This window comes from Pantoea phytostimulans (assembly GCF_046118715.1).
Taxonomy (GTDB): Bacteria; Pseudomonadota; Gammaproteobacteria; order Enterobacterales; family Enterobacteriaceae; genus Pantoea; species Pantoea phytostimulans.
Genome location: NZ_CP173698.1, coordinates 1,098,937 through 1,123,581 on the forward strand (window position 1 = coordinate 1,098,937; position 24,645 = coordinate 1,123,581).

Consider the following 24,645-nt stretch of genomic DNA (forward strand, 5'->3'; position numbering starts at 1 on the left):
CCTCGACCCTGTAAGGAAGCGGAAATCAGGCTCAGGCCACCGCTGTTCAGTGTTCGGCGTGTCGCACCGGAGCATTACTGTGCGCTGGATCCAATCTCTTTATCCCAGCGTCCTAACAGCGCTTTGCGCTTCGCTGAATCACCGTAGGTTTTGAAGTCGTAATCGATCAGCTTGATGTTTTCAAAACGCGGTGCGTATTCCGAGATTTCAGCACTGCGATTAGACGGTAGCTGGAAAGATTTTGCCTCTTTCATGTGTGATTGCGCCTCGGCGCTGAGTGCCCAGTCATACCAGATTTTGGCGCTGGCGAGATTACGCGCGCCTTTGATGATCGACATTGAGCCAATCTCATAACCGGTACCTTCACAGGGCGCGACAGATTTAATCGGGAACCCATCAACCTGCATCGCCACCGCATCATGCATAAACACAATACCAATCGTCGTTTCGCCACGTGCCGCCGCTTTTACCGGCGCAGAACCTGACTTGGTATATTGCGAAATATTGGCGTTGAGTTTTTTCAGGTAATCGAACGCCTTGTCTTCACCCATGATCTGCACCAGCGTCGCCAGGGTGTTGTAGGCGGTGCCGGATGAGTTCGGGTTAGCAATCTGGATTTCGCCTTTGAACGCGGGGTCGAGCAGATCGGCCCAGCACTTCGGCTCTTTGAGCTTTTTATCGGCCAGTAATTTGGTGTTATAGCCCCAGCCTAACGCGCCCGCATAAATGCCCACGGTGCGATAATTTGAAATCTCCGCCTGTTTTTTTGCCCAATCCTGCTGTTGGTCTAATAACGGTGACTTATAAGGCTGCGACAACCCCTCTTCTGCGGCCTGCATATGGGGATCGCCGGTGCCCGCCCACCAAATATCGGTTCTCGGGTTGCGAGCTTCGCTACGGATACGCGCATAGGCTTCACCGGCTGAAAGCCTGACCATACTGACTTTTATATCGGGATGTGACTGGCTGAAGATGCGTGTCATCTGCTCACAAACCACCACGTCTGCGGAGCAAATCATATTGAGATTACCGGCTGCATAGGCAGAAAAGGACAGCGTCGAGCTACTTAAAACCAGAACGGCGGCGAGCGATGAGTAACGCATGATGTTCTCCTGATGTGTAGGGTGGCGCTTCACTGGCACCTTTTTTTGCACGTGTGTGCAAATTAGTAGAGAAGCGGCAACACGCTGTCAATCCGCTTGTTGTGCAATTGTTAGGCGATGTCACAAATATTAAACATTATGGTGAAATTGTTTTTTGCACAGCTTTGCAATCTGAGGCAGACTTATTGCATCATTAAACAGGCGAGTCTTTTGCGGGTGGAAATGTGTTGATGAACAATGACAAATGGGTAGTGAGCGCGCAGGACGTCGCGGAACGCGCGGGCGTTTCTCGCTCCGCCGTTTCGCGTACCTACACACCCGGTGCCAGCGTTTCAGAAGCGACCCGCGCCCGTGTTTTGAAGGCCGCCGAGGAGTTGGGGTATCACGTCAATCATCTGGCGCGCGGGCTGGTGCGCAATCGAAGCGGTATCGTTTGTTTGATCGCGTCTGAGGTTGATACGCCCTATCGTGCCAATCTGGTGCGCTGGCTAACCCAGTTTCTGCAGGAAGCGGGCAAAATTGCCATGTTAATTAATACCGATCGCTCTGATGACAGCGTTTCTGCCGCGTTGCAGCAGGCAATTAATTTTCGCGCTGATGCCTCGATTATTCTTTCCGGCATGCCCGACAGCGCCATTACCCGCCTCTGTTCAAAGCATGGACAACATTTGGTGCTGATCAATCGCGATGAATCGTTGCCGGGTTCGTTGAGTATTAATCTCGATTCACGCTCTGCGGCTGAGATGGCAGTGATGGCTTTTTTACGCGCCGGATGTCGTCACCTGGCTTTTGCTAATTCCCTGGCGGGAACGCCCAGCCTGATGAAGCGTGAAAAGGATTTCCTTGCCGCAGCAGACAAAGCAAACTTACCGGTCACAGTAGAACGCTTTGGGACGACCTCTTATGAAAGCGGCCAGATCCTGGCGCATCGGTTGCTGACTCGCGACAATCGTCCGGATGCGGTTTTTTGCGTTACCGATCTCATTGCTTGTGGTTTTATGGATGAAGCACGCCATCGCTTCTCGTTGAGAATCCCCGAAGATTTATGCATCGTCGGCTATGACAACATTACGCAGGCGGGCTGGTCATCCTATAACCTCACCACCTTTGCGCAGCCTGTGGAGCGCTTTGCCCGCGATGCGGTGCAGTGGCTGATTGACGCTGAACAGCAGGATCACACCCTTCTACTGCGATCGGAACAGCAAAGTGACAGCCGGATGTATGAAGCAGAGGTGAAATGGCGCGGTTCAGTACGTGGCGGTTGAATAAAAAACCAGGCAAAACCGCAAGCCCCCCTGTTTTGGTTGGGGTGAGAACGCCGGCCCAGCAGGCATTAACGGAGAGTAGAGATGGAATCTTCCCCCTTTTGTTCCAAAGCTTTGCTGATTATTGATATGCAAAATGCGCTGTTTTACGGCAGCGAAGATCCTTTCAATAGCATTGAAGTGCTGGCGAACATCAATCAGTTGATCGCAAAAGCGCGGGCTGCGGGTGCACCAGTATTTGCCGCCAGGCATACCGGGCCCGCCGGTTCCCCTTTTGATCCTAACAATCCGATTACCCATCTGATTGAGGAGCTACAGGTTGAACCCAATTCAGATGAGGTGTTTATCAAGCGCTTCCCCAACTGCTTCCGGGATACCGATTTGCATCAAAAACTCAAAGCGCGCGACATCAATGAACTGGTTATTGTTGGCATGAAAACCCAATTTTGTGTTGATACGACCTGTCGGGCTGCTGCAGATGCCGGATACAGCGTGGTGCTGATCGCCGATGCGCACACCACGACCGATTCTAAAGTCATTCCTGCCGAGGCGATTATTGCCCACCACAATGACACGTTATCGGGGCCCTTTGTTAAAACCTGTTTGACTAAAACCTATATTTTTTAATAACCAAACAGAGGGTAAACCGCCCTCTAAAATAAAGGCACCATTCATATTTTGTTATACTTTTTCTTGCAATACCCTTTCTTATTGAAATAACCCCTTATTGCCCTACCTCAATTCCAAATAGTCGCTCCGCTTATTTAAATAGTCTCATTTCGTTACGTTATCAAATTTAGCTAACTGTCTAAATAGTCGCCTGTTGGATGTGACAAATATCACCTTTGTGCCAGGCTTATATTCTCAGATAGCAAAGTTCAAGGAGCCAGATATGACAACGCCAACCAATAAAACCCTCGATTTGAACGAATATCCAAAACCACCCTTTGAAGAACAATCACAAGATGTACCGGGTTTAGCCAGCAAAATGGTACCGGTTCCCGACCATGGTGAAACCAGCTATCGCGGCACTGGACGCCTTACTGGCCGTAAAGCGCTGATCACGGGCGGTGATTCGGGTATTGGTCGCGCCGTAGCGATTGCCTATGCACGAGAAGGTGCGGATGTGGCGATCAACTATTTACCTGCTGAGGAATCTGATGCAGCTGAAGTGATTAAGCTGATTCAGGCGGAAGGCCGTAAAGCTATCGCTATTCCTGGGGATATTCGTAGTGAAGAGTTTTGCCAGAAACTGGTTAAAGACGCGGTAGAACAATTAGGTGGCCTGGATATTTTGGTCAATAACGCGGGTCGCCAGCAGTTTAATGAATCCATTCGTACGTTAAGTACAGAAGATTTTGACGCTACGTTTAAAACCAACGTCTATGCGATGTTTTGGATCACGAAAGCGGCAGTGGATTATTTACCGCGCGGTGCCAGTATTATTAACACCTCTTCTGTTCAGGCATTTAAACCCAGCGAAATTTTGCTGGATTATGCACAAACTAAAGCCTGTATCGTGGCGTTCACTAAATCCCTTGCGCAGCAGCTTGGCGAGGAAGGCATTCGCGTGAATGCTGTGGCACCGGGACCTTTCTGGACGCCATTGCAAACCAGCGGTGGTCAGCCGCAAGAAAAAATTAAACAGTTTGGTGCGTCAGCGCCACTGGGCCGCCCGGGTCAACCGGCTGAGATCGCCCCACTGTATGTCACGCTGGCCTCAACGGAATCCAGCTACACTTCAGGACAAGTCTGGTGCACCGATGGCGGTACCGGCACACTGTAATTAAACGCCCAATGTGGCCGCATTATGCGGCCATTTTTCTGTTTTTCGTATACCAGGATGATTATGGAAAACCAGATTTTCGACTCTCCAACCCGAGACAATGGCTTTGCCGGGCTAGGCGATTATGCCGCCATTGGTGAAGGACGCTCAGTGGCGCTGATAGCGCCTGACGGTTCAATAGACTGGTGGAGTGCGCCCAATCTGGATTCCACTCCGCTGTTTGACCGACTGCTCGATCCTAATATCGGCGGCTATTTTCAAATCGTTCCTAACGCACCTTATCGCGTATCGCGCCAGTATCGTGAAAACAGTAACGTTTTAGAAACGCGCTTTGAAACCGATGCGGGCAGCGTACTGCTCACCGAATCGATTAACAGCACGCTGGCAGGTCGCCTGCCCTGGAGCGAGCTGGCACGGCGCATAGAAGGTGTTGAAGGCCATGTCGAACTGATTGTTCGTCTGCGCTTTGGTACAGCGGCTGAAACCCGCTCGCCGTGGATTGCAGAAAGCGATCAGGGCAAGGTTTTTCACATTGCCAATGTGTTGGCGATGGTGCGTACCAGCGAAGATATCGATATTGATCATTTAGATGATGAAAAACTCACCGGGAAACTGCGCACCTCACCTGGCTCAAGCTCACTCTGCGCACTGTTAATCAGTGAAAATGAACCGCTGGCGGTGCCTGAACTTTCGGCAATCGATAACCGCATCGATACCAGCGATATCGCCTGGCGCGACTGGGTTGAAAGCCTGAGTTATGACGGCAGTTTTCCGCAATTAGTAAAACGCTCCGCCCTGTCGCTGAAATTTCTCTGGTACTCCCCGACCGGGGCGTTAGCTGCGGCGGCGACCACGTCCCTCCCTGAAGGCATCGGCGGCGAAAAAAATTATGATTATCGCTTTGCATGGGTACGTGATGCTTGCCTGATCATTAAAGCGTTTGTCTATCTGGGTGCGCTCGAAGATTGTAAAGCCGCATTTTCCTGGCTGTCGAAAACCATTATTCGTCATGGGGTGAGATTACGTGCCTGCTATACGCTTGAAGGCGATATTGTGCCTGAAGAGCGCTATCCCGAATTAGCGGGATACCAGGATTCACTGCCGGTTCGCGTGGGGAATAATGCGCGCGATCAACTCCAGTTAAGTATGTACGGTGACATGTTGGGAACGGCCCGGCTGTTCATCAAAGCGGGACACGTTTTGGATCTCACTACGTCGCGCATGTTGGGCGAACTGGCTAACTGCTGTGCTGATAATTGGCGTCAGAAGGATGCCGGTATCTGGGAGCTGCCAGAAAAGCAGCATTATACCCACTCGAAAATGGCGTGCTGGCTGGCGCTTGATCAGGCTGTCGCCATGGCAGAGAGCAAGCAAATTGAACCCACCTGGGTTGAGCGTTGGCGGCGCGAGCGTGATCGCATTAGCGACTGGATAGAAACGCATTGTTGGTCGGAGAAGAAACAGGCTTACCTGTTTTACGTTGGCTGCGAAGCGCGTCTCGATGCCTCCCTGGGGTTGGTGCATCACTACGGCAACACAGTCAATCCTGAACGTATGCTGTCAACTTACTGCGCAATCAGAAAAGAGTTAGGCAAGGACACCGCCATGCTCTATCGCTACAGCGGCGTAGAAAAAGAGGAGAGTACTTTTCTCGCCTGTTCATTTTGGCTGGCTGAAGCCTGGGCTGCGCTGGGTGAAATTGAGCGAGCAAAAGAGACGATGACCGACATTCTTGCTGCGTTAAACCAACACGGTAACGTTGATATTTTTAATGAGATGTTTGATGTCCACAGCAATAGCTGGCGCGGCAACATGCCGCAAGGATTGAGTCATCTGGCATTAATTTGTGCAGCGCAGGCGATTACTGAACATCAAAAAGAGCAGACGCAGTCAGAATGACCGGCTTACATGCTCGGTGATTTCACTGAGTGGGTGAAGCGTGCCGCGCGCTGCAAATCGCGCATGATGTGTCTTCCACTCTGTGAGAAAGGCGACCCCAACAAAATGCAATGCAACGACTCGCCAGCCGCGTTAAGTGGGCTGGCGTTTTTTTACTGCAGCGCTTCCAGAATGTGAAATGCCGCTTTGACGCGTTCTGGATTGGGATAATTTTTATTAGCCAGCATCACAATGCCGGTGTTGCGTGCTGGAATAAAAGCGATGTAAGCCCCAAACCCATTGGTGGCGCCCGTTTTATGAACCCATGAAGCGCGATCGGTCGGTCCCGCAGGCGTTACCATTTTTGTTGGTTGTGCTGATAACGCCACGTTGTTGTCGCTGGCATCCACCAACGTTTGCACAGCAACCGGCCAGTTATAAATTTCCCATCCCAAACCCTGGAACATTAAACCGGTTTCAAAGTAGCGTGACTGTGATGTCATGATGGCGTTTCGCAGCAGCGTATTACCGGATGATAAGCCGTTGGGATTGGCATTCGCCTGCATAAAGGTGAGCATATCGCGTGCCGACGATTTTATCCCATAGGCTTCAGCGTCGAGCATGCCGGGTGAAACGCGTATCGGCTGGCCATTTTTGTAGCCCCATGCGTAATCAAACATCATGGTTTTCGGTACGGTAAAGAAGGTTCGCGTCAAACGCAGAGGCTGAAACACACTTTTGATCATTGCTTCTTCGAAGCGGCCTTTGGTCATCAAGTAACCAAACAAGCCAATACTGGCGTTGGAGTACTGGCGAATCGTGCCCGGTGCCGCTTGTGGCTGCCAGTTTTGGTAATAGCTCAGCAGCGAAGCCTGATCGGTAACAGTATCAGGAAGCTGCAAAGGCAATCCGCCAGCCGTATAGGTCGCGAGATGCAACATTCTGATGTTTTGCCATTGCGCGCCTGAAAGTTCCGGCCAGTATTTTTTCACTGGCTCAGTAAGACGCAAGTCGCCGTTGCGTATCAACACGCTGGCCAACACACCCGTAAAGGTTTTGCTCACGGAACCTAATTCAAAAATGGTGTTTTCCGTAACCGCCCGGCCTGATTCAACATCGGCCAGACCAAAATTAATGTACTGCGCGCGGCCTTTATAAAGCACCGCTACCGACATGCCAGGGATCGCCTGTTGCTTCAGCAGCGGTTCGATGGTTTGTTGGACCAACAGAGTGACCTGCTGTGACGTCAAATCGGGTGAGGCGACAACACTGCAGGGCGAAAGAGAGAAAAGTAAGACCAAAGAGAGCAGCTTTTTCATTAGCGATTATTCGTTTCTTCACTGAATCAAATTATTTGCATTGAGATGCGCATGATTGCACGCATATTTGTGCCTGTGAACTGCAGGAGCTGTTATTCCGGGTATTACATTGTGAACGTTCTACATAGCAGTTGGTTTGACAGGCTGAAACGTCACATTTAGCCGCAATGGGTGTGAGTTGGGCAAGAGGCGCACGAGAAGGAAACACAGCGGCGGTTTGAGCGAAGGCGCTGCTGAACAGAAATGCGGACAGCAGCAGGCTAAGGCTTAGGATAGATTTCATGATGGTTCTCCAGATGAACGCTGCATTAAGTATGGTCAATGCACAACGTCACGTCAGAGAAATCTTATCAAATTGAGATCATCGGCGGATGACGCACAAATTCTGCTACGCCACGGTGATAAATATCGTTGAGTTGGTGAATATAACGCAGCGGACAATGTTGCTCTCTGATACGTGTAATGGCGCCCTCACCTTTTTTATGGGCGATGGTGGGATCTTCAATAATATCCATCAGCGTGCGTTTTAATGCATTAATCAATGCCTGACGCAGGTGGTCTTTTTCAGTGACGCTGGAGATACTGTATTCACGGTCATCATTTAAGGCCCCACCAATACACCAGCCCGCGCCAGGAGGGTTAATTTCAGGTAAAGCGCGCACATTACTGGTTATTACCGGACAGCCACTGGATTGCATTTCCAGCACGGAAAAGCCGTAAGTCTCTTGCCAGGTGGGCAGCAAACCGACATCACTGTGGCGAAACAGCGCCATTAGCGCGGCATTATCCATGCGGGTTTGATGTTTAAAACAGCGATAGCGCTGTATACGGTTTTCAATACTGCGATAAAACTCTTCATTGTCCTGATATTGCCGATGCGCAATGTTATGGCGCTTAGTGAGATCACCAATTAACTGCACCTCTAATTGTGACTCATCAATCTTTTTCTCATCCAGCAATTGCGTTATTGCCAGTACGACTTCAGCACCGCCCTTGCGATAAAACTCACCGCCCGCAAAAACCAGGCGCAATTTCCCTGGGGAACGTGGAATTTTTTGTTGGCAAAACAATTTTTGCGGTGGATGAAGCACCACCGTCTTGGCTCGCATACGCTTTGCAATATCAGGTTTATGTTGAAAGAGCTTCATCTGAATGTTCAGCGTGGCATCTGAAATAGCGATTAATCCGAAGCAGTTGTCTTTTAATACGTGGGGAATCAAACGCTTTAGTTCAGGATTATCGTGTTTAGCGACTCCTGCGACAGGCAACACGCGGGGTAATTCGGTTTCAAAAGTCGCTAACCATTTTCGGCGGGTTATCGCGACTTCATTGAATAAGTGCAAAATATCTGGCTGCTGTCGTGCCAATAAGGGAAGCGGTAAAAACACAAAAGTTTTATTCTTTTGAAGAATGCGCGTGCGAAAAGGATTGAGGAAGTAAAAGAGATTGTGCTTTTTTAGATTTAGATATGTGTTATCCGGGTTAACAATAATATTACGCCGCTCCGGATATTGGTTATTGGTTATGCCTATTTTCATCATTTTCTTCCGAGCCCAGTGTTTCCTACGTTGATATATATCATGAGACGAGAAAGCGAGAACCTACGGAACTTCTTAAAAAAACCCACCAAAGGAAATCATCTAAAAAGATTAATCATTCACAATTTAATAACAAAGTCGCTTTCTTGCGTTAATTTAAGATATCCCGCAGAAAATAAGTCCCGATCATTCATAAAAAAATCAGTAACTGCTTGATTAATTAAATTCATTAATGCCCTTTATTTATCCTTACCGCTATTAACGCAGTGATGAATAAATCCTCATTACGTTAAGTTAACTCGCAGGCCGACCTTGATTTAATGATTATTTTTAAACAGATAAATTATCGTGCCGGAAAATATCAAAATTACATACAGATTATTTAACTAACGTTTCAGCGATTTTGCTTTTCTCGCGCCACTTTGATGAAACAAAAGGTGCAAACAGCGCGTTTAATGATTTTAAGTGCACCATATCAGAGCAAATCAGTGCCTCTTAAACGTGCATCAGCGTGTCTCATCAATTTAAATTTGCCATTATCTTACTCATTTTATTACGTTTAATTTTTACGGATACGGTGTTCTCGGCATTGGTACAAAAGTTGCAAAGATATCTTCAGATGACAGGAGATAAATATGAAAGCGATTGTGATTGGTGGCGGTATCGGCGGAATGAGTACTGCGATTGCACTGGAAAAAGCGGGTTATGAAACGGCAGTCTATGAAGCGGTCAAAGAGATAAAACCGGTAGGCGCGGCAATTTCCATCTGGCCAAATGGCGTGAAGTGTTTAAATGCCTTAGGGATGAAAGAGGCGCTGCGGGCGCTGGGTGGAAATATGGCTTATATGGCCTATAACGATTTCGCTTCAGGCACCACGCTAACGCGCTTTAGCATGTCGCCGCTGGTGCAACAGGTTGGTGAATACCCTTACCCGGTTGCACGCGCAGAACTGCAAGCAATGCTGATTGATACTTATGGGCGCACGCGCATTAACTTTGGTAAACGCGTTATTCAGGTTGAGCAGAGCGAAAATGGCGTGATTGCGACCTTTGACGATAACAGCCAGGTAAGCGGAGATTTCCTGATTGCTGCTGATGGTACGCATTCCGTGATCCGCCAATATGTCGTCGAGCAGGCGCCAGAACGGCGTTACGCCGGCTATGTTAACTGGAATGGTTTAGTTGAAATTGATGAATCCATTGCGCCAGCCGATCAGTGGACCACTTTTGTCGGTGAAGGCAAACGTGTTTCACTGATGCCTGTTAGCGGTAACCGCTTCTACTTCTTCTTTGATGTGCCATTACCGAAAGGCTTACCCGAAGATCGCACTACCCTTAAAGATGATTTGCGAGGTTATTTCAGCGGCTGGGCTGAACCGGTACAGAAGCTGATCGCGACGATTAATCCAGAGACCACCAATCGGGTTGAAATTCATGATATCGAACCTTTTAGCAGTTTCGTTAAAGGTCGGGTGGCGCTGTTAGGGGATGCGGCACACAGCACCACTCCCGACATTGGCCAGGGCGGATGTGCAGCTATGGAAGATGCCATTGTCCTTGCTTCAACGCTGGCATCACACTCGCTGGGTATAGAAGATGCATTGCTGCGCTATCAGTCGCGGCGAGTTGAGCGAGTAAAGGATTTAGTGCTGAAAGCGCGTAAGCGTTGCGATGTCACGCACGGCAAAGATCCGGTCGTGACGGCTGAATGGTATCAATCGCTGAAAAAAGAGACGGGTGAACGCGTATTAGCGGGAATGTGTGAAACCATCGAAGGCGGTCCACTCGGTTAATCACGGGATCATCGATAAAGGGCGATTGGCTCGAAAGCCGACCGCCCTTGCCTTACTCAGCTAAACCGCGATTTTTTAACATCGGTTCGATCTGCGGTTCGCCGCCACGCCAATTTTCATACAGTTTTTTCAGATCACTGCTGTTGCCGCGAGACAGGATTTTTTCACGGAATATCTGCCCATTTTCGCGATTTAACCCGCCATTCTCGACAAACCATTGGAAGCCATCGTCAGCGAGCATTTGCGTCCAGATATAAGCGTAATAACCTGCTGCATACCCTCCTCCCCAAATATGTTGAAAGTAGCTGGAGCGATAGCGCGGGGGTACGGCGGCGAGCGCCAGATTATCGCTTTGCAGCGCCTGCTGTTCAAAACCATCAACTGATTTTGGGCTATTGCTGCCGTTCAGGCTATGCCAGTGCAAATCCAGCAGCGCGGCTGCCAGTAATTCACTCATGTCATACCCTTTGTTGAACTTCTCAGCACGCACGATTTTCTCATGCAGTTCGGCGGGCATCGCTTCGCCGGTTTGATAGTGACGCGCAAAATTGCGGAAAACCGCGGTTTCGCTGGCCCAGTGTTCATTAATTTGTGAAGGGAACTCGACGAAGTCACGCGGCGTGGCGGTGCCAGAGAGGCTCGGATAACGCTGGGTTGCAAATAAGCCGTGCAGCGTGTGACCAAATTCATGGAACAGCGTGATAACTTCGTCCCAGCTCAGTAGCGCCGGTTCGCCAGCGGGCGGTTTGGTGTAGTTGCAGACGTTGTAAATCACCGGCTTGCTATCGAGCAACGTCGATTGATTGACGAAATTGCTCATCCACGCGCCACCCCCTTTGCTGTCACGCTTGAAGAAATCGGTGTAAAACAGCGCCATTGGCTGGTTATCTGCATCAAAAATTTCATAAACCCGCACGTCAGGGTGATAAACCGGCAAGTCGTGACGCTCAGAAAAAGTGATGCCAAACAGCTGCGTCGCTGCCCAGAACACCCCTTTTTCCAGCACATTGTTGAGCTCAAAGTAGGGTTTTATCTGGCTCTCATCCAGATCGTATTGCGCATGACGCACTTGCTCAGCGTAGAAACTCCAGTCCCAGGCGCTAAGCGTAAAATCAGCCTGTTGCTGATCAATTGTCTGTTGAATCGCAGCGGCTTCGCGTTCGGCTCGGGCACGCGCAGCCGGCACGATATTACGCATAAAGGCAAAGGCCGCATCCGGGGTTTTCGCCATCTGATCCTGCAATTGCCAGGCTGCATAGCTGGCAAAACCGAGCAGCCTTGCCTGTTCTGCACGGACCTGCGCCAAACGCAACACCCCTTCACGCGTATCGTTTTCATCGCCCTTTTCGCTGCGCGTCCACGCAGCCTGGAACAGGGCATGACGCGTATCGCGCTGTTTCAGGTTCTGCAAAGCGGGTTGCTGCGTGGTGTTTTGCAACACCAGCAGCCAGGCATTTTCCAGACCGCGCGCTTTGGCTGCCGCTTGCGCCACAGCGAGGTCGGCAGCACCTAAACCGTCAAGCTGCTGAAGATCGTTAATCACTAAACCGCCCGCTTTGGTTGCGGCCAATAATTTGTTGGTGAATTGCGTGCTAAGTTTGGCGGCTTCCTGATTCAGCGCTTTAAGCGTGTGCTTCTGTGCTTCCGGCAGATTAGCCCCCGCCAGCTGAAAGTGCTGCCAGGTGACTTCAACCAAACGCCTGGATTCGGCATCCAGTTTGGCACGCTGTTGATAAACCGCATCGAGTCGAGCAAACAGCGGACGGTTCAGCATAATTTCATCATTCAGCGCAGTGAGTTGCGGCGCGATCTCTTCATCGATCTGTTGCAAATAATCGTTGGTATGCGCCGCGGTCATCGCACCAAACACTAAATTGACGCGGCTTAAAAACTGGCCGCTCCGTTCCAGCGCTTCGTAGGTATTCAGAAAGGTTGGCTCATCTTTATTGTTGGCTATCGCCAATACTTCCTGGCGCTTCTCTTCAATACCGGCTTGCAAAGCAGGTAAAAAATCGTGCTGCTCGATCTGATCAAAGGGCGGTGCCTGATACGGTAAATCGCTGACGCTAAAGAAAGGGTTTTGTCGGGCGTTCATAGTCGCTCCTGGAGGGCCAATACAACACATCATCGCAAACAGCATCCTGACAGGTTGTTGTTGCTTGAACAACGTAGACAATTTTCTACTGATAAGAAATTTGCGGCTAATTAAGCCTGTGCTGCTGATAAACAGTGATGATTTCACCCGCAATGGCCACGGCAATCTCTGCGGGCAATTTGCCTTTGACATCAGGCAGACCAACCGGGCAGCGCAGTTGCGCCAGTTGGTCGGCAGAAATGCCTTTGCCTTCCAGACGGTAACGAAAACGCTGAGATTTTGTTTGAGATCCAATGAGACCGACATAGCGGAAATCACCGCGCTTTAATATGGCCTCGGTTAACGCCAGATCCAGCGGATGATGATGCGTCATAACCACGAAATAGGTGTCGGGTGCAGCCTGCGCCACGCAATCCAGCGGATCTTCAGGCTGAACCACCGTCACGCCCGCAGGCACAGAAGTGAACTGCGCTGCACGGCTATCAATCCAGCTTATGTGACAGGGTAACGTAGACAGCAACGTCACCAGCGCTTGTCCCACATGACCTGCGCCATAAACCTGAATCATCGGTTGCGCCTGTAACAACGGCTCAAACAAAATGGTGGTCATGCCGCCACAACACTGGCCTAAACGTGCGCCAAGAGAGAAATCTTCACTGCGCGGCGCTGTCTGGCCGCTGTGTAGCATTTCACGGGCCTGCACGATGCACTGAAATTCCAGGTGACCGCCACCAATGGTCAAATACGTTTCGTGTGGCGTGACCACCATTTTGCTGCCGCTGTCGCGCGGCACCGAGCCGCGCTCACTCAAGACGGTAATCAATACGCAGCTTTGCCGTTTTTCGCGTAGCGCGTGCAGCACGGTTATCCAGTCATGATAAATCATCGCAGGCTCCTGCTAACCGCTGCGCGCCCCAGAAGACACGTTCTGGCGTAGCGGGCGCATCCAGCATGGGATGTTGACGATAATCATCAACGCTGGCGACGGCATCTTGCAAAGCACACCACGCGGCAATGCCAAGCATGAACGGCGGCTCACCCACGGCTTTTGAATGGAAAACGGTATCCTGTGGATTTTTGCGGTTTTCGACCAAGGTGACGCGCATATCAGGCGGTACGTCACTGATCGCTGGGATCTTGTAGCTCGCGGGGCCGTCAGTCAGCAATTTGCCTTTGGCATTCCACACCAGCTCTTCGCAGGTCAACCAGCCTACACCCTGAACAAATCCACCTTCCACCTGACCTATGTCTATCGCCGGATTCAAGGATGCACCAACGTCATGCAGAATATCGGCGCGCAGTAGGCGATATTCGCCGGTTAAGGTATCGATCACCACCTCGCAACAGGCTGCGCCGTAAGCAAAGTAATAAAACGGCTTGCCACGGCCCGCGAGCCGATCGTAATGAATGCCCGGTACGCGGTAATAGCCGTTTGCTGAGAGCGGCACCTGATTAAACCACGCCAGCTGCGCCACTTCGGCAAAGGTGTAATGCTTATTACCGGCCCGCACAATGCCGTTGCGGAAACCAATGTCACTTGCATCGCACGAATGCAGCTTACACAGCATTTCAGTTAGCCTGCCGCGCAAAATCTCTGCCGCATTCTGTGCTGCTTTGCCATTGAGATCGGTGCCGCTGGAAGCGGCAGTCGGCGATGTGTTTGGCACCTTGCCGGTATCGGTGGCGGTAATTTGAATGCGATCAACGTCGATTTGCAGCACTTCAGCCACAATTTGCGCCACTTTGGTGTTAAGCCCCTGGCCCATTTCAGTGCCACCGTGGTTAAGCTGCACCGTACCGTCGGTATAGATCAAAATCAGTGCACCAGCCTGATTAAGAAAGCTGGAGGTAAAAGAGATGCCGAACTTAACCGGCGTCAGCGCCAGGCCACGTTTTAAAAACGGACTTTTGGCATTGAATTCAGCGATCTCTGCGCGACGTGCCTGATATTCGCTGCTGCGTTCCAGCTGTTCGGTCATTTCATCCAGCAAGTTATCTTCGACCTGCTGGTGATAATGCGTGATGTTACGTTCGGTCTTGCCGTAATAGTTGCGCTTGCGAAGATCCAAAGGATCCAACCCGCGCTGCCGCGCCACGTGATCCATGATTTGTTCTATCGCTACCATGCCCTGCGGACCGCCAAAACCCCGATAAGCCGTGTTAGAAGCCGTATTGGTACGGCAGCGATAGCCGGTAATCAGTGCATCACCGAGGTAATAGGCGTTATCGGCGTGGAACATCGCACGATCGACAATGGATCCACTTAGATCCAGTGAATAACCGCAGTTTCCGGCAAGATCAATTTTAACCCCACAAAAACGTCCATCATCATCCACGCCAACATCGTAGCGAACAAAGAAAGGATGCCGCTTACCGGTAATGCGCATGTCGTCACTGCGCGCCAGGCGCATTTTCACCGCGCGGCCGGTTTGCCGTGCTGCTACTGCGCATAAACACGCCACGCCCGCCGCCTGCGTCTCTTTACCACCGAAACCACCGCCCATACGACGCATATCAATGGTGACTTTATTCATGGTGATGCCCATGACTTCCGCTACCAGCTTCTGCACTTCCGTTGGGTTTTGCGTAGAAGAGAAGACTTGCAGCGAGCTGTCCTCGCCCGGGATTACCATCGCCGTCTGGGTTTCCAGATAGAAATGCTCCTGACCGCCAATATGGAATTGCCCTTTGATACGGTGCGGCGCACGCGCTAAAGCAGCTTCTGCATCGCCTCGCTGGTGGATATGGGGTTCCTGCACAAAACTGCCCAGCGCCAGAGCTTGCTCAACATCCAACAGCGGCTCCAGCACCTCATAGTCGATAATGGCGGCTTCCGCCCCCAGACGAGCGGCTTCAGCTGTTTCCGCCGCGACGGCGATAATGATTTGACCGAGATACTCCACTTTTTCATGAGCCAACAGCGGATCGCCCGGTTCCAGCGGCCCGACATCGTTAATGCCCGGCACATCTTGCCAGGTCAATACGCTGATCACCCCAGGAATGGCGTAACACGGCTGAACATCTATACGTGTAATACGAGCATGAGCATGTTCGCTCAGCCGCGGGCACAAATGCAGCAGGCCTGGCAGTTCAGGTTTGTCATCAATGTAGATCGCTTCGCCAGAAACATGTTTTTCAGCGCTTTCATGTTTATTGCTGCGGCCTACGCCACTCTGGATCTCTGCGGCGAATTGCGCCTTGATGACATCTTCTGAAAGCGCGGGACGATTATGAGACATAGCGGCTTACCTCCGTAATGGTCACATCGCCATTGTAACGATGGTAATAACGACGCAGTAAATTGCGGGCTACCTGCAAGCGATAATCTGCACTGGCGCGGAAATCACTTAGCGGCTGGAAATCATCGGCAAGCGCAGCACAAGCTTGCGCCAGCGTTGTCGCATTTAAAGGCTGGCCTGTTAATGCGTGTTCGCAGGCGCTGGCACGTTTTGGTGTTGCCGCCATGCCACCAAACGCAATACTGGCATTGCGCACTACGCCATTTTCAACCCAAATATTAAACGCCGCGAACACGGCAGAGATATCATCATCCAGCCTTTTAGAAACTTTCCACGCGACGAAATCAGGTGACACTGTCACTTTAGGGATACTTATCGCACGGATGAACTCCCCTTCAGCAAGCAGCGTTTGGCGATAGCCCGTAAAAAAATCATCAAGCTTAACGCTGCGCTGCGTTTCGCCCTGCTGTAACTGCAATGACGCATTCAGCGCCAGCAGCATCGGCGAGGCATCACCAATCGGTGAAGCGTTCGCGATATTGCCGCCAAGCGTCCCCTGAGAACGAATTTGCAATGAAGCAAAGCGTTGCAGCATTTCGCTGACGCCAGGAATACGTTCAGTTAAAAATGCGCTGATGGTGTTTAGCGCAGCGCCTGCTCCCAGCAGCCACGTTTCGTCAGTTTCACTGCAAGTTTTTAATGCGTCAATGTGCTCCAACGCAATCAGCGTTGGCAGCGGTTTATAGTGCTGCGTAAGGGTTAGCGCGAGATCGGTGCCGCCTGCCACCAGTTTCGCGTTGGGATGCTCGAGGTAGATGTGCGCCAGCTGCTCAACCGTTTTTGGCAGAAAACAGCGATGTCCGTTGCCGCTCAGCTCCTGCATCTGATCGTGTGCCAACCCCTCAAGACGCTGCACCACCTGCATGGCTGTCTGGTCAAACTTATCACTACTGGGTTGCGAGCAAAGCTGCTCAGCAGCATCCATAATCGGGCGATAGCCGGTGCAGCGACACAAATTGCCTGCCAGCGCGGTTTCTGCCTGATGACGATCCCAACCGTTAGCCTGTTTTTGCAAGCTAAACAGTGACATGACAAATCCCGGGGTACAAAACCCGCATTGTGAACCGTGACAATCCACCATCGCCTGCTGGGCAGGATGTAACTGGCTACCTTGTTTAAGATCTTCCACGGTAATGAGCTGCTTACCCTGTAATGTACTGACCAGCGTCAGGCAGCTGTTAACGGTTTCGTACTGCATTTTTCCTGCAACAGCTTTACCTAATGTCACGCTGCAAGCTCCGCAATCGCCAGAGGCGCAGCCTTCTTTGGTGCCTGTGCGCCGTTGGCGAGTGCGAAGATAATTAAGTACCGTGAGATTCGGGTCGATTTCGGTTTCAGTGACCAACTGATTATTAAGCAGAAACTGGATCATGCGGCTTTCTCCCCGGCGTCACGATGCCAAACCGGACGACCATTTACCCAGGTTTGCGCGATATTGCGGTCGTCGCCCAGCGTCATTAACACGAACAACTTTTCCCAGATATCTTTACTGTTGCCGATGCGTAAGGTTTGCAGCGCGGATACGGCGGGATCGAGCACCACAAAATCCGCCTCTTTGCCCGGATTAAAATTGCCGATGGCATGGTCGAGATCCAGCGCATGCGCACCACCCAACGTCGCGTGATAAAAGGCTTCAGCGGCGCTGATTTTGTATTGTTGTAGCTGGCCGACTTTGTAAGCCTCACCCAGCGTTTGCAGCATATTAAAGGTCGTGCCTGCGCCGACGTCGGTGCCAATGCCCACTTTAACGCCCTGCTGCCAGCTGCGTTTGATATTGAACAGGCCGCTGCCGAGAAACAGATTTGAAGTGGGGCAAAAAGCAATGGAAGAATCGGTATCGTGCAGGCATTGCCACTCTCTCTCTTCAAGATGAATACAGTGAGCAAAGACGCTGCGGCGGCCAGTTAATTTATAGTGATGATAAACATCCAGATAACCTGCGCGCTCCGGGAACAGCGCTTTTACCCAAGCGATTTCTTGCGGGTTTTCACTTAAATGGGTATGCAACCAGGTATCGGGAAATTCTTCGCGCAGCTGCTGGACTTTCTCAAGCAAAGCGGGCGATGAGGTCGGCGCAAAGCGTGGTGTTAAGGCGTAACTCAAGCGGCCCCGCTCATGCCAGCGCGTGATTAGCGCTCGCGTTTGCTGATAACTCTCTTCGGGCGTTTCCGTCAGATAATCAGGTGCATTGCGATCCATCATCACTTTGCCGGCAATAATGCGCATATCCAGCGCTTCAGCCGCGCTAAACAGTGCATCCACTGATTGAGGATGTACCGTGCCAAAGATTAGCGCGCTGGTGGTGCCGTTAGCCAGCAGCTGATGAAGGAAAAACGCGGACATCTGCGCCGCATGATCGGGACAGTGATATTGCGCTTCCACCGGAAACGTATATTGATTCAACCATTCCAGTAGCTGCTCGCCAAACGCGCCAATCATTTCAGTTTGTGGGTAATGAATATGCGTATCGACAAATCCCGGCATGATGAGCTTGCCGCGCATATCGATAATGTCGTGCGGGTTGAGTTGTTCGCTCACGCTTTGCCATTCATGCAAACCAACCACGCGCCCTTCACGCAGCAGCAGCACGCCATCTTCCAGGTAACGGGCGTGCTCGAGAATGGCTTCTGGCTGTTCCGCGATGGCAGCAAAATCGAAAAAACTGGCGCGGATAGCCGTATCTTTAGTTAAAGGCATGAGATTTCCTTCTTGTGAGAAAACTTCGGGCTTTCTCATTAATTATGCAGGTAATGGCCTTAAACAAGATTAGCAAGAGGCATGCCAATAATTGAGTTTTGCATATCATTTAAATATCAATAGCTTATGAAGATTTGGCAGTAACTTCTAAATATAACCACCTTGGATCTGTGCGCAAACGGTTGCTCATTAAAGCAACCGTTTGCAATTAGGGTTTTATCAAAAAGAGAGACATAAAAAAGAGGTTACCCGCATAAAACGCCCCACCGTGATGCACTTTTTGAGTGCGTCGTGCGCTAAATAAGCGCATAGCGCGGCGGCAGAAAAATCCCTTTACAGCGCAGGCCAGATTTCGGCAGGCACAAGCTAAAACGAAATGGTATGGTGAATGCGTCGAACCTGAAATTGCATAAGGAACAGTGAGATGATTATTTTTGTTACCGGCGCGACGGCCGGTTTTGGTCAAAGTATCACCCGCCGATTTATCGAGACAGGTCACAAAGTTATTGCCAGCGGACGCCGCACCGAGCGCCTACAAGCACTTAAAGATGAACTGGGCGATAACCTTTATACGGTACAGCTTGATGTGCGTGATCGTGCGGCGATTGATGAGGCCGTGGCGGCGTTACCTGCAGAATGGCGCAACATCGATATTCTGGTGAACAACGCTGGGCTGGCGCTGGGTATAGAACCGGCACATAAAGCCAACGTTGAAGACTGGGAAAACATGATTGATACCAACACCAAAGGGTTGGTTTACATGACGCGCGCCCTGCTGCCGCACATGGTTGAACGCAATGTCGGTCATGTCATTAATATCGGTTCGATTGCAGGCAGCTGGCCTTATGCAGGCGGCAATGTTTACGGTGCGACCAAAGCTTTTGTGCGCCAATTTAGCCTTAATCTGCGCACTGATTTACATGGCACCGCGCTGCGCGTAACGGATATTGAGCCTGGTTTAGTCGGCGGAACAGAATTTTCGAACGTTCGCTTCAAGGGCGACGACGATAAAGCAGGCCAGGTTTACGAAGGTGCAAAAGCATTGACCCCTGAAGATGTTACCGAAGCGGTTTATTGGGTGGCAACGCTGCCGAAACACGTCAACATCAACAGCCTTGAAATGATGCCGGTGAGCCAGACGCTGGCGGGTCTGAAAGTTCATAAGCCCTAATAATATCGCCAGCCCCAGCGGCTGGCTCTTTTCAGGCGCGTCCCCAACCCATCACAATGATCAGCATGCCTGTAAAAGCAATGGCGGCGCCGCTCCAGTCCCACACGCTCAGCTTTATGCCATCCACTACACGCAGCCACAGCAACGCCGTTAAAACATACACGCCGCCGTAGGCCGCATAAACACGCCCACTGGCTGCCGGATGAAGTGTCAGCAACCAGACAAACAGCGCCAGACTCGCCGCCGCAGGAATCAACAACCACACCGAAGCGCCCTTTTTTAGCCATAGCCATGGCAAAAAACAGCCAATAATTTCTGCCAGTGCGGTAATGAAAAACAGCAGAGCGGTTTTAATCAGCATTTTACTCTCATAACAGTAAACAAAACGCTCATCGCTGGTGAGCGAAGAAATGGCGATGATATACTATGCAAATCCGTGGCAACAGCCGTTACTGTGGGCACTGTCTGCGTTAACCGAAGGAAAATATCATGAAAAAATTGATTCCAGCCCTGATGGTGGCTCTGCTTTCTGCTTCCGCATTTAGCGTTAGCGCCACCAATAATCGGGTGATTATTGAAGATGGCAGCAGCGCTGCGAGCAATGAAGCCGCACGTCAAAGTAAAGAGCAATGGAACGACACGCGTATGCTGCGTAACAAAGTTAATTCGCGCGTGGAAAAAGAGTTCGATAAGACAGATACCGCATTTGATACCCGCGATAAGTGCGAACAGAGCCTGAATCTCAATGCATATTGGGAACCGAACACCCTGCGTTGCCTTGATCGTCGTTCCGGTCGTCCCATAGCACCCTGATTACATTCCGCTGCTATAGTAATGACGGACCTGTTACATAAGGAGAAGGTAATGAAGAAACAGACTGGATGGTGGGTAGCGGCGTTACTTGCCGTGCCAATACTGGCACAGGCTTCATGTGAATCGGTGAAAGCGGATATCACCCAGAAAATTATTCAAAACGGTGTTCCTGAGTCAGGCTTCACGTTAGACATCGTGGCTAATGATCAGGTTGATCAAGCAGGCGGCCAGGTAGTCGGTCACTGTGAAAATGACACACAGAAAATCGTTTATAAGAAAACCAGCCGGGACGATGAATCCAGCGTGCCCGACAGCGCAGGCAGCTCACAAGACTCGCCAGCGCAGTGATATTCAGGGCGACATCGTCGCCCTTTGCTTTACTCCGCATGCTCTGGCCGCTGACGCGGCATCAACCAGGCTACCCACAGTGACAACGCTGCAATCAACAACGCAACCACAAATACCCAATGCAACGACACCGCAATGCCCTGTACCATCTGGTGCAATGTGTCGGCGGGTAAGGCCTTACGCGTCTCTTCTGACATGATTTGCTGCACCGGATCCTGTGCATGCGGTAATCGCCACGCCAGGTTGATATTCAGCACCGCGCCCATCAAAGCGGTACCAATTGCGGAGCCGATCATACGACTGAACATGATCGAGGCGGTGCAAATACCGCGAATATCGTAATCCGCATGATTCTGCACCGAAACCAAAAAGGTTGTGCTGGTCATGCCCATCCCGGTGCCAATCACAAACGCAGTCAATCCAGACTGATAAATTGAACTGCCTGTTTGCAGCAGCAACAGCAACGCACTGCCGGCAATCAGCAGCAATGCGCCCAGCTGAGCGGTAAAGCGGTAGGAAGTATGCAGCATTAATCGACCACTGAGCGTGCTGGCCAGCGGCCAACCTATCGACATCATCGCCAGCGCACTGCCTGCGGCTAAAGGTGTGCCGCCGGTAATGCCCTGAATCCAGGTGGGCAAAAAAGCGCTGATCCCCATCATCGCCGCGCCAATAATTAAATTGCCTGCATTCCCGGCAATAATCAGTCGGCTACGCCAGATAATCATCGGAAATAAAGGGGCTTCAGCCCGCTGTTCATGCCGCTTGAGCTGCCAGCCAGCAAAAAGTGACAGTGCAACAAAAGGCAGCAGCCAATACCGCAGTAATTCCGCCTGAAGCAGTGCAATTAATAAGGCACTTACGCATAACATCAACCATGCGCTACCGGCCAGATTAAGCGGTTGTGGCTTTTCATCTTGCTGATGAGCGGGAAGCCAGCGCGCCAGCATCAACATGCTGATCACCCCAATGGGGAGATTGACCCAGAAAATCACCGGCCAGCTGAAATGCTCAACCAGCCAGGCGCCAGTAAGCGGGCCAATAATCGCCGCCACGCCCCAGACGCTGGATAACCAACCCTGCACGCTGGCGCGTTCACGCGGAGAATAAATATCAGCGACGATGGTGGAGCTAAGCGGCATGATGGCTCCAGCCCCTAAACCCTGAAAAGCACGGAACAGAATGAGCCAGGTCATGCTGTGGGCAAATCCACATAAAATGGAGCCGATAAGAAAAATGGCGGTGCCGATAAACAGCATCTTTTTACGTCCCCACATGTCCGCGAGTCGGCCATATAAAGGAACGCTAACGGCTTGCGTGAGCAAATAGATAGAGAAAACCCAGCCGAACTGCGAAAAGCCGCCCAGTTCAGCAATGATGGTTGGCATAGCCGTAGCAACTATCGTTACCTCGATGGCCGCCATAAACATCGCCAGCATGCAGGCAATCAAAACCCAATGACGCTGACCCGTTTGAAGTTGTGCGCTCTCAGTCATAACTCTCCTTTTTATGCAGCAAGGCTAGCGCATAAAAGGCGTAAAGGGTTTCCTCTTAGTGCGCTCGCTGTGTGACAGTGTCACGTTAAGTCGATGAATTTTTTTTATTGTCGCCTATCGTCAGTAATTACGCGGGATCAGCTCGCATTTCAAGGTGTTCTATCTGACTGATTTTGCCCATAAAAACTAGCGCGCTTCGCTTTGCGCTGCTATAGAAATAAAGCAACTTTTTCGCTCCCCGCTGAAAAAGAGCAGATAAGCACACTTTTTATCTGCGATTTACGACAGACACAGTATTGGAAGCTTCTGCCCGTTTTTAGCTTTTGTTGTGCTGTCACTCTTTGCCATAACAAATGAGATCGACTGAATAAACAGGGAGACTCACCTTATGCAAAATGCTTCGCTGGCCAAACGCGCCGGTCTTGCGCTGCTTGCCGTCGTTATCGTGCTGGCTGTGCTGGTTTGGGGGATTGGCTGGGACACGCTGGTCGCGCGCAAAGTCGATTTACTCTACCTCGGTCAACAACATCTTTTCCTGGTGTTTTGGTCAATGCTGTTCGCTCTGCTGGTTGGCATTCCCAGCGGCATTATCCTTAGCCGCCCTTTTGCCCGTCGCTGGGCTGAATACGTCATGCAAATCTTTAATGTCGGTAATACGTTGCCGCCGCTGGCCGTATTAGCGTTAGCGATGGTCGTGATCGGCATTGGCGATCGTCCCGCGTTGATTGCGCTGTTCCTGGCTTCGCTGCTGCCCATTGTGCGTAACACCTTCTCTGGTCTGAGCGCCGTGCCTGCATCGCTGATTGAAGCGGCGAACGGCATCGGCATGACCAAGTTCCAGCGCCTGCGCCAGGTTGAACTGCCTAATGCGCTGCCGGTGATTTTAGCCGGTGTGCGTATTGCTACGGCGATCAATGTCGGCACCGCTCCGCTGGCTTTTTTGATCGGTGCCAGCAGTTTTGGCGAACTGATCTTCCCCGGTATTTACCTGAACGACTTCCCTACTTTAATTCTCGGCGCAGTCGCCACGGCTTTGGTTGCGCTAGTTTTAGACATGCTGTTGGCAGCATTGGGACGTTATCTCAGCCCGCACGCTGCGGCATAACATTTAAGGAGCTTTGTGATGCTGAAGCGTTGGATAAAACAGACCGCCCTCGCCCTAACGGCAACGCTGGCGATGAGTCAGGCGGCGCATGCCGCTGAACCGATCGTGATGTCGACGAAAAGCTTTACCGAGCAGCATATTCTTTCTGCAATGACGGTAATGTGGCTACAAAAGAAAGGCTTTCAGGTCGTGCCGAAACGTAACATCGCTACGACGATTGGCCGTAATGCCATGATCAATAAACAGATTGATATGACCTGGGAATATACTGGCACATCGCTGATTATCTTTAACCACATCAATAAACCGATGTCGTCTCAAGACGCCTATAACACCGTGAAACAGCTCGACGCCAAACTGGGTCTGGTCTGGCTCAATCCCGCCCCGATGAACAATACCTATGCCTTCGCTATGCAGCGTTCGCGGGCGGAAAAAGAGGGAATCACCACGATGTCTCAAATGGTGGCGAAGCTGGAGCAAGTACGTAAAACCGATCCTGACAAAAACTGGCGGTTAGCGTTGGATTTGGAGTTTGCCGGGCGCTCGGATGGAATGAAGCCTTTGCAGGAAGCCTACAACATGCCACTGGATCGCCCACAAATCCGTCAAATGGATCCGGGTCTGGTTTACAACGCGGTGCGTGACGGCTTTGTCGATGCAGGTCTGGTATACACCACTGACGGGCGCGTCAAAGGCTTCGATCTGAAAGTACTGGAAGACGATAAACATTTCTTCCCGAGCTATAACGTGACGCCGGTGGTGCGGAAAGATGTTCTGGAGAGCCATCCCGGTTTAGAGGACGCATTGAATCAGCTTACTCCACTGCTGACCAACGAAGCGATTACCGAAATGAACAAGCGCGTGGATATTGATCATCAGTCACCGCAACAGGTGGCACGCGACTTTCTTAACTCAAAACACATGCTGTAAGGAGGCATC

At 51.0% G+C, this 24,645-nt stretch carries 21 protein-coding genes; 10 read left to right on the top strand and 11 right to left on the bottom strand.

All coding sequences use genetic code 11. The features are described 5' to 3' along the window. Positions 1–74: 74 nt before the first annotated feature. Positions 75–1,103 carry an ABC transporter substrate-binding protein gene (locus ACF2G4_RS05230; RefSeq protein WP_215846805.1) on the bottom strand — a complete coding sequence of 343 codons (1,029 nt, stop codon included), beginning with the start codon at positions 1,101–1,103 and terminating at the stop codon, positions 75–77. 230 nt (positions 1,104–1,333) lie between these two features. On the opposite strand from ACF2G4_RS05230, the gene ACF2G4_RS05235 reads away from it, so the two are divergent. From ACF2G4_RS05235 to ACF2G4_RS05250, 4 genes are all read left to right on the top strand, one after another. After that, positions 1,334–2,368 (top strand): LacI family DNA-binding transcriptional regulator, encoded by a 1,035-nt coding sequence (locus tag ACF2G4_RS05235; RefSeq protein WP_332628016.1) that lies wholly within the window; start codon positions 1,334–1,336, stop codon positions 2,366–2,368. 84 nt (positions 2,369–2,452) lie between these two features. Further along, positions 2,453–2,995, top strand: a complete 543-nt coding sequence (locus tag ACF2G4_RS05240) for a cysteine hydrolase family protein (RefSeq protein ID WP_409075641.1) — start codon at positions 2,453–2,455, stop codon at positions 2,993–2,995. A gap of 265 nt (positions 2,996–3,260) precedes the next feature. Next, positions 3,261–4,154 carry an SDR family oxidoreductase gene (locus ACF2G4_RS05245; RefSeq protein ID WP_215846803.1) on the top strand — a complete coding sequence of 298 codons (894 nt, stop codon included), beginning with the start codon at positions 3,261–3,263 and terminating at the stop codon, positions 4,152–4,154. Positions 4,155–4,217: 63 nt separating this feature from the next. Then, positions 4,218–6,053, top strand: coding sequence for a glycoside hydrolase family 15 protein (locus tag ACF2G4_RS05250; protein ID WP_409075642.1), 1,836 nt, complete (start codon positions 4,218–4,220; stop codon positions 6,051–6,053). 152 nt (positions 6,054–6,205) lie between these two features. Here ACF2G4_RS05250 and ampC read toward each other — a convergent pair whose 3' ends face one another. From ampC to ACF2G4_RS05265, 3 genes are all read right to left on the bottom strand, one after another. Next, positions 6,206–7,351 carry a class C beta-lactamase gene (gene ampC, locus ACF2G4_RS05255; RefSeq protein ID WP_409075643.1) on the bottom strand — a complete coding sequence of 382 codons (1,146 nt, stop codon included), beginning with the start codon at positions 7,349–7,351 and terminating at the stop codon, positions 6,206–6,208. Between the two features lie 31 nt (positions 7,352–7,382). Continuing rightward, a complete protein-coding gene (locus tag ACF2G4_RS05260; protein WP_309140149.1) occupies positions 7,383–7,634 on the bottom strand; it encodes a hypothetical protein in 252 nt (83 codons plus the stop codon). Between the two features lie 67 nt (positions 7,635–7,701). After that, the gene (locus ACF2G4_RS05265) at positions 7,702–8,889 is read right to left on the bottom strand and encodes a glycosyltransferase family 4 protein (RefSeq protein WP_409075948.1); all 1,188 of its coding nucleotides are present in this window, start codon (positions 8,887–8,889) and stop codon (positions 7,702–7,704) included. 635 nt (positions 8,890–9,524) lie between these two features. Between ACF2G4_RS05265 and hpxO the strand changes: the two genes are divergently transcribed. Then, positions 9,525–10,682, top strand: a complete 1,158-nt coding sequence (gene hpxO, locus ACF2G4_RS05270; RefSeq protein ID WP_409075644.1) for an FAD-dependent urate hydroxylase HpxO — start codon at positions 9,525–9,527, stop codon at positions 10,680–10,682. 52 nt (positions 10,683–10,734) lie between these two features. Here the strand turns inward: hpxO and dcp are convergent, their stop codons facing one another. The 5 genes from dcp to guaD form a co-directional block, all read right to left on the bottom strand. Further along, the gene (gene dcp / locus ACF2G4_RS05275) at positions 10,735–12,777 is read right to left on the bottom strand and encodes a peptidyl-dipeptidase Dcp (protein WP_409075645.1); all 2,043 of its coding nucleotides are present in this window, start codon (positions 12,775–12,777) and stop codon (positions 10,735–10,737) included. Positions 12,778–12,883: 106 nt separating this feature from the next. After that, positions 12,884–13,663, bottom strand: coding sequence for a xanthine dehydrogenase accessory protein XdhC (gene xdhC, locus ACF2G4_RS05280; protein ID WP_409075646.1), 780 nt, complete (start codon positions 13,661–13,663; stop codon positions 12,884–12,886). Continuing rightward, positions 13,650–16,016 carry a xanthine dehydrogenase molybdopterin binding subunit gene (gene xdhB / locus ACF2G4_RS05285; RefSeq protein WP_409075647.1) on the bottom strand — a complete coding sequence of 789 codons (2,367 nt, stop codon included), beginning with the start codon at positions 16,014–16,016 and terminating at the stop codon, positions 13,650–13,652. The genes xdhC and xdhB overlap by 14 nt, the downstream gene beginning before the upstream one ends. Then, positions 16,006–17,448, bottom strand: coding sequence for a xanthine dehydrogenase small subunit (xdhA, locus tag ACF2G4_RS05290; protein ID WP_409075648.1), 1,443 nt, complete (start codon positions 17,446–17,448; stop codon positions 16,006–16,008). The genes xdhB and xdhA overlap by 11 nt, the downstream gene beginning before the upstream one ends. Next, positions 17,445–18,773, bottom strand: a complete 1,329-nt coding sequence (guaD, locus tag ACF2G4_RS05295; protein ID WP_409075649.1) for a guanine deaminase — start codon at positions 18,771–18,773, stop codon at positions 17,445–17,447. Before guaD ends, xdhA begins: the two co-directional genes overlap by 4 nt. A gap of 424 nt (positions 18,774–19,197) precedes the next feature. Between guaD and ydfG the strand changes: the two genes are divergently transcribed. Next, positions 19,198–19,944, top strand: a complete 747-nt coding sequence (gene ydfG / locus ACF2G4_RS05300) for a bifunctional NADP-dependent 3-hydroxy acid dehydrogenase/3-hydroxypropionate dehydrogenase YdfG (RefSeq protein ID WP_215846797.1) — start codon at positions 19,198–19,200, stop codon at positions 19,942–19,944. A gap of 31 nt (positions 19,945–19,975) precedes the next feature. Here ydfG and ACF2G4_RS05305 read toward each other — a convergent pair whose 3' ends face one another. After that, complete coding sequence (locus tag ACF2G4_RS05305; protein WP_215848277.1) at positions 19,976–20,302, bottom strand: YnfA family protein; 327 nt, start codon at positions 20,300–20,302, stop codon at positions 19,976–19,978. A gap of 131 nt (positions 20,303–20,433) precedes the next feature. Here ACF2G4_RS05305 and ACF2G4_RS05310 point away from each other — a divergent pair, with 131 nt between their 5' ends. Both ACF2G4_RS05310 and ACF2G4_RS05315 read left to right on the top strand, forming a co-directional pair. Beyond that, entirely contained in the window at positions 20,434–20,757 is a 324-nt protein-coding gene (locus ACF2G4_RS05310; RefSeq protein ID WP_409075650.1) for a DUF1283 family protein, read from the top strand. Between the two features lie 51 nt (positions 20,758–20,808). Continuing rightward, complete coding sequence (locus ACF2G4_RS05315) at positions 20,809–21,105, top strand: DUF1161 domain-containing protein (RefSeq protein ID WP_243077911.1); 297 nt, start codon at positions 20,809–20,811, stop codon at positions 21,103–21,105. A 29-nt stretch (positions 21,106–21,134) separates the two neighbouring features. On the opposite strand, the gene ACF2G4_RS05320 is transcribed toward ACF2G4_RS05315, so the two are convergent. Continuing rightward, positions 21,135–22,601 carry an MDR family MFS transporter gene (locus tag ACF2G4_RS05320; RefSeq protein ID WP_409075651.1) on the bottom strand — a complete coding sequence of 489 codons (1,467 nt, stop codon included), beginning with the start codon at positions 22,599–22,601 and terminating at the stop codon, positions 21,135–21,137. 388 nt (positions 22,602–22,989) lie between these two features. Here ACF2G4_RS05320 and ACF2G4_RS05325 point away from each other — a divergent pair, with 388 nt between their 5' ends. Next, a complete protein-coding gene (locus tag ACF2G4_RS05325; protein ID WP_215846793.1) occupies positions 22,990–23,706 on the top strand; it encodes an ABC transporter permease in 717 nt (238 codons plus the stop codon). An 18-nt stretch (positions 23,707–23,724) separates the two neighbouring features. Further along, positions 23,725–24,636 carry a glycine betaine ABC transporter substrate-binding protein gene (locus tag ACF2G4_RS05330; protein WP_409075652.1) on the top strand — a complete coding sequence of 304 codons (912 nt, stop codon included), beginning with the start codon at positions 23,725–23,727 and terminating at the stop codon, positions 24,634–24,636. Positions 24,637–24,645 lie beyond the last annotated feature (9 nt).